General features: G+C 71.4%; 14 protein-coding genes. 5 read left to right on the top strand and 9 right to left on the bottom strand.

Going from position 1 to position 13,549, the window contains the following annotated elements:
• Positions 1–6: 6 nt before the first annotated feature.
• From OG246_RS22300 to OG246_RS22265, 8 genes are all read right to left on the bottom strand, one after another.
• Positions 7–1,050, bottom strand: a complete 1,044-nt coding sequence (locus OG246_RS22300; protein ID WP_266466304.1) for a zinc-dependent alcohol dehydrogenase family protein — start codon at positions 1,048–1,050, stop codon at positions 7–9.
• Between the two features lie 40 nt (positions 1,051–1,090).
• Positions 1,091–1,762, bottom strand: coding sequence for a lysoplasmalogenase (locus OG246_RS22295; protein ID WP_266466301.1), 672 nt, complete (start codon positions 1,760–1,762; stop codon positions 1,091–1,093).
• The gene (locus OG246_RS22290) at positions 1,759–2,631 is read right to left on the bottom strand and encodes a sterol desaturase family protein (RefSeq protein ID WP_266466298.1); all 873 of its coding nucleotides are present in this window, start codon (positions 2,629–2,631) and stop codon (positions 1,759–1,761) included. The genes OG246_RS22295 and OG246_RS22290 overlap by 4 nt, the downstream gene beginning before the upstream one ends.
• Positions 2,632–2,761: 130 nt before the next feature.
• On the bottom strand, positions 2,762–3,460 hold the full coding sequence (locus OG246_RS22285) for a VIT family protein (protein WP_266466295.1): 699 nt from the start codon (positions 3,458–3,460) through the stop codon (positions 2,762–2,764).
• Between the two features lie 46 nt (positions 3,461–3,506).
• Positions 3,507–4,733: an amidohydrolase family protein gene (locus OG246_RS22280; protein WP_266466291.1), complete on the bottom strand. Its 1,227-nt coding sequence runs from the start codon at positions 4,731–4,733 to the stop codon at positions 3,507–3,509.
• Positions 4,730–6,016: an amidohydrolase family protein gene (locus tag OG246_RS22275; RefSeq protein ID WP_266466288.1), complete on the bottom strand. Its 1,287-nt coding sequence runs from the start codon at positions 6,014–6,016 to the stop codon at positions 4,730–4,732. Before OG246_RS22275 ends, OG246_RS22280 begins: the two co-directional genes overlap by 4 nt.
• Positions 6,017–6,026: 10 nt before the next feature.
• Positions 6,027–6,911, bottom strand: coding sequence for an SDR family NAD(P)-dependent oxidoreductase (locus tag OG246_RS22270; protein WP_266466284.1), 885 nt, complete (start codon positions 6,909–6,911; stop codon positions 6,027–6,029).
• The gene (locus OG246_RS22265) at positions 6,911–7,708 is read right to left on the bottom strand and encodes an acetoacetate decarboxylase family protein (RefSeq protein ID WP_266466281.1); all 798 of its coding nucleotides are present in this window, start codon (positions 7,706–7,708) and stop codon (positions 6,911–6,913) included. Before OG246_RS22265 ends, OG246_RS22270 begins: the two co-directional genes overlap by 1 nt.
• Before the next feature lie 260 nt (positions 7,709–7,968).
• On the opposite strand from OG246_RS22265, the gene OG246_RS22260 reads away from it, so the two are divergent.
• From OG246_RS22260 to OG246_RS22240, 5 genes are all read left to right on the top strand, one after another.
• Positions 7,969–8,937, top strand: coding sequence for a DEDDh family exonuclease (locus OG246_RS22260; RefSeq protein WP_266466278.1), 969 nt, complete (start codon positions 7,969–7,971; stop codon positions 8,935–8,937).
• A gap of 119 nt (positions 8,938–9,056) precedes the next feature.
• Positions 9,057–9,290 carry a hypothetical protein gene (locus OG246_RS22255; RefSeq protein WP_266466275.1) on the top strand — a complete coding sequence of 78 codons (234 nt, stop codon included), beginning with the start codon at positions 9,057–9,059 and terminating at the stop codon, positions 9,288–9,290.
• A gap of 84 nt (positions 9,291–9,374) precedes the next feature.
• On the top strand, positions 9,375–10,166 hold the full coding sequence (locus tag OG246_RS22250) for an SURF1 family protein (protein ID WP_266466270.1): 792 nt from the start codon (positions 9,375–9,377) through the stop codon (positions 10,164–10,166).
• 92 nt (positions 10,167–10,258) lie between these two features.
• Complete coding sequence (locus OG246_RS22245) at positions 10,259–12,043, top strand: glycoside hydrolase family 15 protein (RefSeq protein WP_266466263.1); 1,785 nt, start codon at positions 10,259–10,261, stop codon at positions 12,041–12,043.
• Positions 12,044–12,048: 5 nt separating this feature from the next.
• The gene (locus OG246_RS22240) at positions 12,049–12,804 is read left to right on the top strand and encodes an SDR family oxidoreductase (RefSeq protein WP_266466259.1); all 756 of its coding nucleotides are present in this window, start codon (positions 12,049–12,051) and stop codon (positions 12,802–12,804) included.
• Positions 12,805–12,969: 165 nt separating this feature from the next.
• Here the strand turns inward: OG246_RS22240 and amaP are convergent, their stop codons facing one another.
• Positions 12,970–13,548 carry an alkaline shock response membrane anchor protein AmaP gene (gene amaP / locus OG246_RS22235; RefSeq protein ID WP_266466256.1) on the bottom strand — a complete coding sequence of 193 codons (579 nt, stop codon included), beginning with the start codon at positions 13,546–13,548 and terminating at the stop codon, positions 12,970–12,972.
• Between the last annotated feature and the right edge of the window lies 1 nt (position 13,549).

The raw sequence follows: 13,549 nt of genomic DNA, 5'->3' as shown, positions 1-13,549 counted from the left end.
ACGGCGTCAGTTGGTGACGAGCACCTTGAGAGCCGTGCGCTCGTCCATCGCCTTGTAGCCCTCGGGCACGTCCTCGATGCCGACCGTCCGGTCGAAGACGGGCGAGGGGTCGATGGTCCCGTCGAGGATGTCGGGCAGCAGCTCCGGGATGTACGCGCGCACCGGCGCGACCCCGCCGCGCAGGGCGACGTTCCGGTCGAACATCACGCCCAGATCCAGCCCCGTACCACTGCCGTGCGGAACCCCGACGAAGCCGATGGCGCCGCCGTCGCGGGCGATGTTCAAGGCCGTCTTCATGGACTGCTCGGTTCCGACCGCCTCGACGACACAGTGCGCGCCCTGGCCCCGGGTCAGCTCCCGGACGGCCTCGACGGCCGCGTCGCCGCGCTCGGCGACGATGTCAGTGGCTCCGAAGAGGCGCGCGATGTCGGTGCGCGCCTGGTGGCGGCCGAGCGCGATGATCCGCTCGGCGCCGAGCCGCTTGGCGGCCAGCACGGCGCACAGCCCGACGGCGCCGTCCCCGACGACGGCGACGGTGGAGCCCTTGCGGACCCCTGCGCCGAGCGCCGCGTGGTGCCCCGTGCCCATCACGTCGGACAGCGTGAGCAGGGCCGACAGCAGGTGGTCGTCCGAGGCCGCGTCCTTGGGCAGTTGCACGAGGGTGCCGTCGGCGTAGGGAACGCGGACGGCCTCGCCCTGCCCGCCGTCGTGCCCGACGGCACCCCAGAAGCCGCCGTGCTCGCAGGAGGTGGTGAGCCCTTCGCGGCAGTAGTCGCACACTCCGTCGGACCACATGAAGGGGGCCACGACCAGGTCGCCACGCCTGACGCCGGTTACCTCGGAGCCGGTCTCCTCGACGATGCCGAGGAACTCGTGCCCGATCCGCTGCCCCGGCTGCCGGGCCGCCTCGCCGCGGTACGCCCACAGGTCGCTGCCGCAGATGCAGGACCGCAGCACCCGCACGACCGCGTCGGTGGGCAGCTGCACCACGGGCTCGGGAACGTCCTCCACGCGCATGTCGTACGGGGCGTGGATGGTGGTGGCGCGCATGGCGAGGGTCCTTCTCGTGCGGGGCGGCGGTGGGATGCGCTCAGGGGGTGGTTGAGCGCATCCCACCGTACGCCGCCCTCGGCGCCGAACGCGCGCCGAGGGTGCCCAGCACGCCATTGACCAGCAGGAACTGGGCGGCGACGTACGTGAGCATGATCCAGAAGTCCGGCCTGGGGAGCTGCGGCCAGTCGGCGACCCCGGTCGCGATGAGCGTGTCGGAGAGCATGAAGAGGGCGCCGCCGACGCCCGCCACGGGCCCCAGCCGGGTCGCGCCGTACGCCATCGCGGTCAGCAGCAGGCTGTATCCGGCGACGGGGAGGCGCAGTTCGGCGGGCAGGCCGGGCCACAGCAGGGTGACGGTGGCGACGAGGGCGATGCCGTACGCGCCGGCGAGCCATGCTCCACGCGCGCGTGGAGTGCTCTTGAAGAGCGCGAGGTAGCACACGTGACCCGCCGCGAAGGACGCCATCCCCGCGAGGAAGGCGGGTTCGGCGTCGAGGAGGAGCAGGGTGTCGCCGCCCCAGCCGAAGAGCAGTGCGGCGATGAGCAGCCGGGGTCCGCCGCGTGCGGCCGCATGGGCGGCGAGGAGGGGCATCAGGAGAGGCTTGGCAAGCGTGTGCCCGGGGTCGAAGTCCGCGGCCAGAGAGACGAGGTCCGCGGCAGCCGCCGCGCCGAACGAGACGAGGAGCACGCGCGCGAGGCGTGGGTTCACGCGACGGTCTCCGTGACCGGCGTCTTCGGAGCGGGCGTCTGCGCGGGCTGCCAGCCGGGCCCGCGGAAGACCCGCCCCGCCCGCTCGCGCCAACTGCCCGCCGCCTTCAGGTCCCTGGCGATGGCGGCGTACTCGTGGGTGGCGACGCGCAGCGGGTTGTACGTGGAGATGTTCTTGGTGAGCCCGTAGACGGGCCGCTCGGTCTCCTCGGTGAACGACCCGAAGAGGCGGTCCCAGACGATGAGGATGCCCCCGAAGTTGCGGTCCAGATAGCCGCCTTGGGAAGCGTGGTGGACGCGGTGGTGGGAGGGCGTGTTGAAGACGAACTCGAAGGCCCGGGGCAGCTTGTCGATGCGCTCGGTGTGGATCCAGAACTGGTACACGAGGTTCGCGGACGAGCAGAACGCGAGCGCCGCCGGATGCACGCCGAGGGCGATGAGCGGGACGTAGAAGGGCCAGACGGTCCAGGTCGTCCAGGGCTGGCGCAGGGCGGTGGTGAGGTTGAACTTCCGGCTGGAGTGGTGCACGACGTGGCAGGCCCAGAGGATACGGATGACGTGATGCCCGCGGTGCGACCAGTAGTAGAAGAAGTCCTGCCCGAGCAGCATCAGCGGGACGGTCCACCACAGGACGGGCACGCTCAGGGGCGTCAGTTCGTAGATCGCCGTGTACAGGGCGACGATCGGGATCTTCCACAGGAAGTCGAAGGCGAGAGAGCCGAGTCCCATGCCGACGCTCGTAGCGGCGTCCTTCGCCGCGTAACCCGCGGCATCCTCGTCGGGATGGATCCTGACGCTCACCATCTCGATCACGGTGAGCAGCAGGAAGGCGGGTATCGACCACAGCACGACATCGGGCAGGTTCGGCATGGGTGAACCGTAGGACCGCTGGTGAGCCCCGGCTAGGGGTTGTTACCGACAAGTATTACCGGCGGTACGCGCTTACTTCTTGGTGATCTCCGCCAATGGCCGGGGCTCTGCGCGAGGGCCCCGGCCGGATTCACCCCAGCAAGACCCCCGCCGCGTACGTCACCGCCATCGCCAGCCCGCCCCCGACCACGTTCCGCAGCACCGCCCGCCGCGGGTCCGCCGCCCCAAGGCCCGCGCTCGCCCACCCGGTGAGGACCAGGGCGGCGAGGACCGACGCCACGGTGACGGGCACGCGCCAGTCGCTCGGCGGGAGGAGGATCGCGAGCAACGGCAGGAGCGCGCCGACCGTGAACGACAGGAAGCTCGCCCAGGCCGCGTTCCACGGGTTGGTGAGGTCGTCGGGGTCGATGCCGAGTTCCACGCGCGCGTGGGCCCTGAACGCGTCCCGCTCGGTGAGTTGCTCGGCCGCCTCGCGGGCCACGTCCCGGGTCAGGCCCCGCTCCTCCAGGAGTTCGGTCAGTTCCTCGAGTTCGGCCTCCGGCTGTTCCCGAAGCTCCCGTTTCTCCAGCTCCAGCGCGGCCTTCTCGGAGTCCCGCTGTGTGGACACCGACACGTACTCGCCCGCCGCCATCGACATGGACCCGGCCAGCAGGCCCGCGAGCCCCGCCGTGAGCAGCGTCTGGCGGTCGCTGGTGGCGCCGGCCACGCCGACGACGATGCCCGCGGTGGAGATGATGCCGTCGTTGGCGCCCAGGACGGCGGCCCGCAGCCAGTTGAGGCGTGAACCGAGGCTGCCGCCGTGGGCCTCGTCGTGCGTAGGTTGCGTCACACGGGGAGGATCGCACCCCGGGCGCCACCGGTGACGTATCGACCCGTCACCACACCCGTACCGACCCTCCCTTCGCGAACACCGGGCTCGTCGCGTCCGCCGGCGGCTCCCCCAGCGGCTCCGCCAGTTCCTCCACGGTCGGTCCCACCTTCGCCGCGATCGGGTCGAGGAGGCCGAGGTCGAAGCCGTACACGCGGGCCGCGTTCCCGCCCACCATCGCCGCGATCTCCTCCTGCGGCAGACCCGCGTACGCGATCCGCAGGCCCTCCCGGGAGTAGGGGTAGGTGCCCTCGTCGTGCGGGTAGTCGCTCCCCCACATGATCTTGTCGAGGCCGATGCGGTCGCGCAGCGGCACCTCGTGGGGGCGCATGAAGCTCGCGCCGACCCAGCAGTTGTCGCGCCAGACCTGCGAGGGCCCCTTGCCCATCGAAGCGGCCAGGCCCGCGCCGAACTTGGACTCCGCGGTGGACGACCTCGTCGCCGCTGCCACCAGTCGGCCGTGGTAGTAGTCGAGCATGTCGAGCACGCCCGGAATCCAGCCGGAGCCCTGCTCGGTCAGGACGAGCCGCAGCTCCGGGTGACGGCGGAACGCGCCCCCGAACACCAGGTGCCACAGCGCCCGGTGCGAGAACCAGGTCGTCTCCACCATGAAGACCGCCCGCGCGGCAGGCTCGTCCCCCAGTGGCGGCGAGGCCGAGCCCGCGTGGTGGTTCACCGGCACACCCAGCTCCGCGCACACCGCCCAGATCGGGTCGTACGTCGCTGAGTAGAGCTCGGGCAGACCCGAGCCCGGGGGTGTGCCGGGCAGCAGCAGCCCGCCCTTGAGCCCCGCGCCGGCGGCCCACCGGATCTCCTTCACCGCCTCGTCCACGTCGTTCAGGAGGATCTGGAAGACACCCGCGCGGCGGCCCGGCGCGGCGGCGCAGAAGTCCGCGAGCCAGCGGTTGTGGGCCCGCAGCCCTGCCCACCGCCGCTCGAACTCCTCCGCCGTCGGCGCGGGCGCCATCAAGGAGGCCGACGGGAAGAACGGCGGGATCGTGTTCGGGAAGACGACCTCCGCGACGATCCCGTCCGCCTCCAGCTCCGCCAGGCGCCGCTGGGAGTTCCAGTTCCTGTCGGCGGTATCGGCGAGCAGGTCCTCGTACGGATTGACGTAGGTGGCCGCCCACGAGTCGAAGTCCTCGTGGTGCTCCTTGGCCAGGTAGGGCCGGTAGTCGAGGAGATCGGCGCCCGCATGGCAGTCGGCCGAGACGACGGTGTAGCGATCGTTCACGGGGTCACCCCCAGAGTCGGGAAGTCGTGGTCGGTGAGCCAGTGGCGGCCCACCTCGCGCGAACGCGCCCAGGACGCCTCGACGGCCGACTGGTCCTCGGACTGGCCGAGTTCGGCGGGGGTCGGGCCGATGCGCCTGGCGAGCGGGGTCAGTTGTCCGACGTCGAAGCCGAAGACCTCCGCCGCCGCGAGACCGAGCATGCGGCGGGTCTCCTCGACCGGGATGTCGTGGAAGGTTTTCGACAGCCACGCGCGCGTGTCGGGCCAGGTCCCTTCGGGGTGCGGGAAATCGCTGCCCCAGAGGATGTTGTCGACACCGATCTCGTACCGCTGGGCCAGTTCACGGCGCTTGGTGTTCGTCGCGCAGATGAAGACCTGACGGTCCAGATACTCGTGCGGGGGCCGCTTCATCTCCGCGAAGGGCGACAGCTTCTTGCCGCCGTGCGCGCCCAGGTAGAGGCGGTCCATGAACCACAGGAGGTTCGGCAGCCACCAGCAACCCGACTCCGCCACGCCGAACTTGAGGCCGGGATGGCGCTCGAAGACCCCCGCCCAGAGCAGGAACCACAGCGGCCGGGCGGGCCACCAGGTCACCTCGCTCACATAGATGCCCAGATGGTCGCCGTACTCATGGCGCGGCGCCGCCCCGGAGTGGGTCACCACCGGCATCCCGCACTCGGCCGCCGCCGCCCACACCGGGTCGTAACGGCGGTCGTGGTACGGCGCCTTGTCGACCCACATGGAGGGGATCATCAGGGCGCCGAGCCCCGACTCCTTGGCGCGGTACACCTCGCCCACGACCCGCTCGACGTCACCGGTGATGGGCAACAGGGCCACCCCGCAGTGCCGTTCGGGGTTCTGCGCCACGAACTCCGCGAGCCAGCGGTTGTGCGCCTGCGCGCCCGCCATGCCCAGCTCCGGGTCCTGGTCGCCGGAGAGACCGAGGCCCACGCCGAAGGGTGCGGCCGTCTGGCTGTCCACTGCGTCCGCGTCGGGGAAGACCACCTCGGCGGCCACCCCGTCGCCGTCGAGCTCCTTGAGCCGCTGCGCGCTGTCCCAACCGCCCTTCAGGCCTTCCTCGTTGTCCTGGAACCACTTGTTCGCGAACGCCTCGTTCCGGATGCCGAGCCGTGTCATCTCCTCGCGGCGCGCGTCACGCCCCGCGAGGAACTCGTCGAAGGCCCGGTGGAAGCGGGCGTCCAGATAGGGCCGGTACTCCTCGGTGGGGAGGCCCGCGTGGCAGTCGGAGGAGATGATCAGGTACGGGTCCTGCGGTTCCGTCATCACGACTCCCTCAATCCAGAATGAAGTTCTCCAGGTACGCCGGATCGGCCCGGTCCAGCATCGATTGCGACCTCGCCCGGATCTGCGCGTCGCTGTGCTCGCTCTCGGGCAGCAGCCAGAAGCGGTCGGCACGGATGCCGTCCGCCACCAGGTCGGCGACCTGCTCGACCGGCGTGAACCGCACCTCCTGACCCGCCTCCTTCATCGCGGCCTCCCACTGGCCGAGGCTGCGGTACGGGGTCTTCCTGGGCCGCTCCTTCGCGTAGCGCGAGGGCCTGTTGCGGTGCGACTCCCACAGGCCCGTACGCAGCATGTGGGGCCCGGGGAAGAGCACGGAGGCACCCACGCGCGCGTGCTCCGCCCTGAGGTGCGCGTACAGCGACTCGGTCATCGTCACGACGGCCGCCTTGGTGACGGCGTACACGGACGCGGTGGGCAGCGGGGCGATCCCGCCGTCGCCCGACGAGGTGTTGACGACGTGACCCGGCTCGCCCGAGGCGATCATCCGCGGCACGAACGCCTGGATGCCGTGGAAGACGCCCCAGACGTTGACGGCGAACGCCCACTTCCAGTCGTTCGGGTCGTGCTCCCACATCCGGCCCTCGGCCCCGGAGCCGACCCCCGCGTTGTTGCACAGCACATGAACCGCGCCGTACGTCTCGTACGCGTCCTCGGCGAGCGCCAGGACCTCCGAGCGCTCCCCGACGTCCACCACGCGCGCGTGCACCTCGGCCCCGTCCTCCCGCAGCCCGGAAGCGGCCTTCTCCAGAGCCCCCTCCTCGACGTCCGCGAGGACCACCTTCAGCCCGTCGGCGGCGAACCGCCGCGCCATCGCGAGCCCGATCCCGCTCGCCGCGCCGGTGACGACGGCGACCTGCCCTTCCCGCAGTTCCATCAGGCGCTCCCCTCGGGCGGCCCGTCGAGGATCTGCTGGGGATCGTCGTAGCGCTGGTGGATGTACGGCAACAGGGCCTGGGCGCTGACACGTTCGACGACCTTGCCCCGCTGGTCGGTGGTCTTCTCGCCGAGGGTGATCTCGACGAGCCGCCGTACGGGGAGGTCGGCGACCGGGTCGTACATCGACTCGCGCAGCACGACGTCCCCGGTCACGCGCTCCAGCTTGCGCACCTTCTCGTTGCGCACGCAGTGCACGAGGACCGGCTCGGCGTCGAAGCCCGAACCGTCCACCGCGGGAAGGAACTTGAAGTAGAAGTCGGTCTTCTGGGCGGGCTCGGGCAGCGGCAGGTCACCGCTGACGGCGCCGCGTACCTCTACGAACGCGATGCCGTGCCGGGCCAGTGAGGCACGTACGACGAGACCCTCACGCTCGACGGTCACCTCGCCGAGCTTCTTGGGCTCCCCGAAGACCTCGCGCCCGCCGATGAGGGCCCGTTCATGGGTCATCGGCATGACGAGCGGGTACCAGCCCTCGACGCCGTCGTGCGCGGCGGCGACGGCGAACGAGCCGGCGCCCAGCGGGTATCCGGGCAGGTCGACCTTGCTGATGTTGACCCGCACCAGGGGCCGCCCGGTGGGTTTGAGCGGGGGCGGCAGGACCGCCGCGACCGCGTCCGGGTCGCTCTCCCAGACGGCGACCACACCGGTCGACCAGATGTCGGGGAGCTTGGAGCTCGCTGTGCGCGCGGCGGCGATCTCCGCCTCGGTCCGTGCGCCGTACCTCACTCGTGCCATGTCTCGTACCGCCCTTCGCAGGCCGTCGTCCACTGGGCGCGCAGCACGTTCGCACCAGGCGGGCCAAAGGTCCATAGCCATGCGCTTCGGGCTTCGCCCCAACCCGCACGAGGGGACCCGGCAGAAACCTGTGCAACTCCCGCCGGGGCTCGCCACGCGGCGGGCACCGGGCCGTCGGCGCCGTGGGCTTCTGACGGGTACTCCGAAGAGTGCGGAGTCGGGGACGGGACTGTCAGTCGCGCCCCGTATTCTCAGTGACCATGCTCGAAGACCTGACGACCGCAGCGTCCCCAGCCTCCTGGCCGGCCGCGTATCCACAGGGATACGCGGTCGTCGACGTGGAGACCACAGGCCTGGCCCGGGACGACCGGATAATCTCGGCGGCCGTCTACCGGCTGGACGCGCGCGGTGAGGTCGAGGACCACTGGTACACGATGGTCAACCCGGAGCGGGATCCGGGCCCGGTGTGGATCCACGGCCTGACGAGCGACGTACTCGAAGGCGCCCCGCTCTTCCAGGAGATCGCCGAGGAGTTCGCCGCCCGGCTCGCGGACCGCGTACTGGTCGCGCACAACGCGGTCTTCGACTGGTCGATGATCGCGCGGGAGTACGCGCGCGCGGAGCGTGAGGCGCCGGTACGGCAGCGGTTGTGCACCATCGCGCTCTCCAAGGAGCTGGGACTGCCGCTGCCCAACCACAAGCTGGCGTCGCTCGCCGCGCACTTCGGCGTCGTACAGCAGCGGGCGCACCACGCGCTGGACGACGCACGCGTGCTGGCCGAGGCGTTCCGGCCGAGCCTGCGGGCCGCCGCGGACCGCGGCGTCCGGCTGCCCCTCCTCGAATGCCGGCCGCTCACGGAGTGGTCCTCCGCCCCGTCGATCGGGCGGCAGCAGTCCGGCGGTTACCCGTCCGGGAGTTGGCGGCCCTCACGCAAGCGCCCCGCCTGCCCCTACCCCAACCCAGGCCGTTACGAAGAGGACAAACCACTCAAGCAGGGCATGCGGATCGCGTTCTCCGGGGACACCTCCGTCGACCGCGAGCTGCTGGAGGACCGAGCCGTCGAGGCCGGACTGCATGTCGCGACGAGCCTGTCCCGGCTCACCAGCCTGCTCGTCACGAACGACCCGGACTCCAGTACGTCGAAGGTGGTCAAGGCCAGGCAGTTCGGGACGCCGGTGATCGACGAGGCGGCGTTCGGGCAGCTGCTGCGGGATGTGGAGCCGGCATGACGATCCTCACCGACGCGGGCGTCGGGGCCTGACCGGCCTGGGCGTCAGACGGGTGATTGCGGGGCGACTCGCCCGGCGTCCGCTCGCCCGCGCCGCGTCGGCGCCCCACCCTGTGGCGCATGGCGAGATGTGAAGTATGTGGCAATGACTACGGCATGACGTTCGAGGTGCACGCGCAGGGCGCGGTGCACGTCTTCGACTGTTTCTCCTGCGCGATCCACCGGATGGCCCCCATCTGCGAGCACTGTCGCGTCCAGATCATCGGCCAGGGGGTCGAGGTCGAGGGCCACTGGTTCTGCGGCGGGCACTGCGCCCGCGCGGAGGGGAAGGTGGGGATCATCGACAAGGTCTGAGCCTCCCCCGGGAGCCGGGCCCCGCGCCCGCTTCGACGCGTACCCCCCTCAATACGCCCCACGACCGAGTTGTACGGTCGTGGGGTGTACCGCTTCCTGTTGTCCCGGCAGTGGGTGATTCTCACCCTCCTGGCCCTCGCGCTCATCCCCACGATGATCAAGCTGGGCTTCTGGCAGCTGCACCGCCATGAGCACAAGGTGGCGCTCAACACGGTGATCGCCAACTCCCTCGGCGCCACGCCGGTGCCCGCCGAGTCGCTCACCGCGCCGGGGCAGACCGTCACGCACGACGACCTCTACCGGCGGGTGACCGCGAAGGGCCACTTCGACACCGCGCACGAGGAGGTCGTACGCCGTCGCACCAACTCCGACGGTGAGGTCGGCTACCACGTCCTGACCCCGTTCGTCCTGGACGACGGCCGGGTCCTCGTGGTCAACCGGGGCTGGATCGCGGCGGACGGCGCGCAGAGCGAGTTCCCGAAGATCCCGGCGCCCGCGACGGGTGAGATCACCGTCACCGGACGGCTGATGCCCGACGAGACGACCGCCGACAGCGGCATCAAGAACGTCCAGGGCCTGCCCGACCGCATGGTCATGCTGATCAACAGCGAGCAGGAGTCGAAGCGGCTCGGCAAGCAGGTCCTCGGCGGCTACATCGAGCAGACCGCCCCGGAGCCCAAGGGCGACATCCCCGAGCTGATCCCCGCCCCCGAACACAACGACATCGGTCCGCACATGGCGTACGCGGTCCAGTGGTGGCTCTTCTCCTCGGGCGTCCCCGTGGGCTGGGTGATCCTGGTCCGCCGCGAACGCCGTGACCGGGCGGAGGCAGCGGCGGCGCGGGAGACGCCGGAGACGGCTCCGGCACCCGTCTAGCAGCAGAGCCCGGTCCGCGAAGCCCGGGGGTCGGCGTTCACGCCACTCTGGCGGCCCGATTGACCGGCCTCCCGCTCGGGAACCCGTCCACCGTGCAACGACGCATCGAGGACTACGCGCTCATCGGGGACGAACAGACCGCCGCCCTGGTAGGACGGAACGGCTCCGTCGACTGGCTGTGTCTGCCGCGGTTCGACTCCGCGGCCTGCTTCGCCGCGCTCCTCGGCGGCGACGAGCACGGCCACTGGCGGATCGCGCCCAAGGGGGCGGGCGACTGCACCCGGCGCGCCTACCGGCCCGACACTCTGGTGCTCGACACCGAGTGGGACACGGCCGAGGGCTCGGTCCGGGTGACCGACCTGATGCCGCAGCGCGAGGGCGCCCCCGATCTCGTACGCATCGTCGAAGGGCTGAGCGGCCGGGTGGAGATGCGCGGCCTGCTCCGGCTGCGCTTCGACTACGGCCTTGTCGTGCCGTGGATGCGCCGGGCGGACGGCCATCGGGTGGCGGTCGCGGGGCCGGACGCGGTGTGGCTGCGCAGCGAGCCGCCCGTGCACACCTGGGGCAAGGACTTCCGCACGCACTCGGAGTTCACGGTCGCCGAGGGCGAGAAGGTCGCCTTCGTCCTGACCTGGCACCCCTCGCACCGGCCGCGCCCGGCGCTCTGCGATCCCTTCGAGGCGCTGCGCACCAGCGTCGAGGACTGGCAGGCATGGTCGGCGCGCTGCCGTTACGACGGCCCGCACCGGGACATCGTCATGCGCTCCCTGATCACCCTCAAGGCCCTCACCTACGAACCGACCGGCGGCATCGTGGCCGCCCCCACCACTTCGCTGCCCGAGGAGCTGGGCGGCGTCCGCAACTGGGACTACCGCTACTGCTGGCTGCGCGACTCCACCCTCACGCTCGGCGCGCTCCTGTCGGCCGGCTACCACGAGGAGGCCGAGGCCTGGCGCGACTGGCTGCTGCGCGCGGTCGCGGGCGATCCGGCGGACCTGCAGATCATGTACGGCCTCTCCGGCGAGCGCAGGCTGACCGAGTACGAGATCCCGTGGCTGCCCGGCTTCGCCCGCTCGAGCCCGGTCCGGGTCGGCAACGACGCCGTCAACCAGTTGCAGCTGGACGTGTACGGCGAGGTCATCGACTCGCTCTCGCTGGCCCGGAGTTCGGGCATGCCCATGAAGCCGCACATGTGGCGGGTCCAGGTCGCGCTGATGGAGTTCCTGCGCACGGCGTGGCGGCAGCCGGACGAGGGGATCTGGGAGGTGCGCGGCCCGCGCCGGCACTTCGTGTACTCGAAGGTGATGGCCTGGGTAGCCGCCGACCGCGCCGTACGCGCCCTGGAGGCCGACCCGAAACTCGGCGGCGACCTGAACGGCTGGCGCGCCATGCGGGACGAGGTGCACCAGGAGGTGTGCGAGCGCGGCTACGACCCCGGGCGGAACACCTTCACGCAGTCCTACGGTTCAAGCGAGCTGGACGCCTCACTGCTGCTCATCCCCCGCGTCGGCTTCCTGCCGCCCGACGACCCCCGGGTGATCGGCACGGTCGACGCGGTCCGCGACGAGCTCGGCCACAGCGGTTTCCTGCGCCGCTACAGCCTCGAGGAGAACGAGGTCGACGGACTCCCGGGCGATGAGGGCACGTTCGTGGCCTGCTCGTTCTGGCTCGCGGAGGCGCTGCATCTGACGGGCCGTACGCAGGAGGCGTACGAGCTGTTCGAGCGCCTGGTGGCGCTGGCCAACGACGTGGGCCTGCTCGCCGAGGAGTACGACCCGCTCGCCGGCCGCCAGCTCGGCAACTTCCCGCAGGCGTTCAGCCATATCGGCCTGGTGAGCACCGCCCTCGCCCTGTTCGGGAGCGAGGGGACAGAATAGGGGCCATGGATCTTGGACTGAAGGACCGTGTGTACGTCGTCACGGGAGCCACCCGTGGTCTGGGCAACGCCGCCGCGCGTGAGCTCGTCGCCGACGGCGCGAAGGTGATCATCAGCGGGCGCGACGAGAAGACCGTCACCGACGCGGCGACCGCGCTCGGCCCCAACGCGGTCGGGGTGGCCGCCGACAATGCCGACCCCGCGGCCGCCGCTCAGCTCGTCAAGGCCGCGCGGCAGCACTTCGGCCGCTTCGACGGCATCCTGATCAGCGTCGGCGGCCCGGCTCCCGGGTTCGTCGCGGACAACACGGACGAGCAGTGGACGGCCGCGTTCGAGTCCGTCTTCCTGGGCGCGGTCCGGTTGGCCCGTACGGCCGCGGCGGAGCTCGGCGAGGGCGGCGTCATCGGCTTCGTGCTCTCCGCCTCCGTGCACGAGCCGATCCCGGGTCTGACGATCTCCAACGGGCTGCGCCCCGGCCTCGCAGGGTTCGCCAAGTCCCTCGCGGACGAGCTGGGCCCGCGCGGCATCCGCGTCCTCGGCCTGCTCCCGTCCCGCATCGACACGGACCGCGTCCGTGAGCTGGACGGCCTCTCGCCCGACCCGGACGCGACCCGCGCCGCCAACGAGTCCCGCATTCCGCTGCGGCGCTACGGCACTCCGGACGAGTTCGGCCGCGCGGCCGCGTTCCTGCTCTCCCCGGCGGCCTCGTACCTGACGGGCATCATGCTGCCGGTGGACGGCGGCATGCGGAGCGGGTTCTGAGCGGGCGCTGAGTGCTCCTCTGGAAGGCCGGTTGTCGCCTGCGGGTCCGTCGTGGCTGGTCGCGCCCACGCGGCGGAGCCGCATATGTCACAGCCCCGCGCCCCTTCGGGGCGCTGCCGAACCGCACCGGACTTCGCCGGCCCAGCCCAGTACGCCTGGCCGGGTTCAACTGACGCGCTCGGCGCGGTGCTTGACCCCGCGGAGGCGTACCTCGGCAGGGAGGGCGGCAAGGCCCGCCGAGTCGCGTGCGTGCGCGAGCGCCTCCGTGGTCAGCGAGTGCAGTGCCTGCCCCGGGTCCACGTGCGGTTCAAGGAGCAGTTGGACGTGTGCCTCGGGGCCGCTGCGCCGCCCGGTCAGATGGACCTGCGCCCGCTGGACGCCGTCCAACTGCCCGGCCTCGTCGGCCAGTACGCCCTCCAGGGCCCGCCCGCGCAGCAGCGCGCCCTCGCCGTCGCCGGTGTCGACGAGCACCTCGGCGAGCCGGCGCCGCCGCAGCACGGCGGACAGCCACCACAGGGCGAGCAGGACGAGCAGCGCGAGGACGGCGATGACGACCGGCCACCACCAGCCCTCGTCCCGCCATCGCGCACGGTCCGCGTCGCTGAGCAGCACGTCGTGCCGCCCGTCGTGGATCCACCACGAAGGCGGGCTCGCACCCAGCCCCACCGCGAGCACGGAGCCGCCGAGGACGACCAGCGCCAGGCCGATGACGCCCAGCAGTACCCGGTTGACGATCCGGAGCATC

This window comes from Streptomyces sp. NBC_00620 (assembly GCF_026341825.1).
Lineage (GTDB): Bacteria > Actinomycetota > Actinomycetes > Streptomycetales > Streptomycetaceae > Streptomyces.
Note: the sequence above shows the minus strand (reverse complement) of the source record. Positions and strands in the feature narration are given on the sequence as shown.

What these genes read in the sequence shown, in the direction of transcription:
- OG246_RS22270 (WP_266466284.1), bottom strand. Translation starts at nt 6,911, where the DNA reads ATGGAACTGCGGGAAGGGCAGGTCGCCGTCGTCACCGGCGCGGCGAGC.
- OG246_RS22275 (WP_266466288.1), bottom strand. Translation starts at nt 6,016, where the DNA reads ATGACGGAACCGCAGGACCCGTACCTGATCATCTCCTCCGACTGCCAC.
- OG246_RS22300 (WP_266466304.1), bottom strand. Translation starts at nt 1,050, where the DNA reads ATGCGCGCCACCACCATCCACGCCCCGTACGACATGCGCGTGGAGGAC.
- OG246_RS22240 (WP_266466259.1), top strand. Translation starts at nt 12,049, where the DNA reads ATGGATCTTGGACTGAAGGACCGTGTGTACGTCGTCACGGGAGCCACC.
- OG246_RS22255 (WP_266466275.1), top strand. Translation starts at nt 9,057, where the DNA reads ATGGCGAGATGTGAAGTATGTGGCAATGACTACGGCATGACGTTCGAG.
- amaP (WP_266466256.1), bottom strand. Translation starts at nt 13,548, where the DNA reads ATGCTCCGGATCGTCAACCGGGTACTGCTGGGCGTCATCGGCCTGGCG.
- OG246_RS22260 (WP_266466278.1), top strand. Translation starts at nt 7,969, where the DNA reads ATGCTCGAAGACCTGACGACCGCAGCGTCCCCAGCCTCCTGGCCGGCC.
- OG246_RS22290 (WP_266466298.1), bottom strand. Translation starts at nt 2,631, where the DNA reads ATGCCGAACCTGCCCGATGTCGTGCTGTGGTCGATACCCGCCTTCCTG.
- OG246_RS22265 (WP_266466281.1), bottom strand. Translation starts at nt 7,708, where the DNA reads ATGGCACGAGTGAGGTACGGCGCACGGACCGAGGCGGAGATCGCCGCC.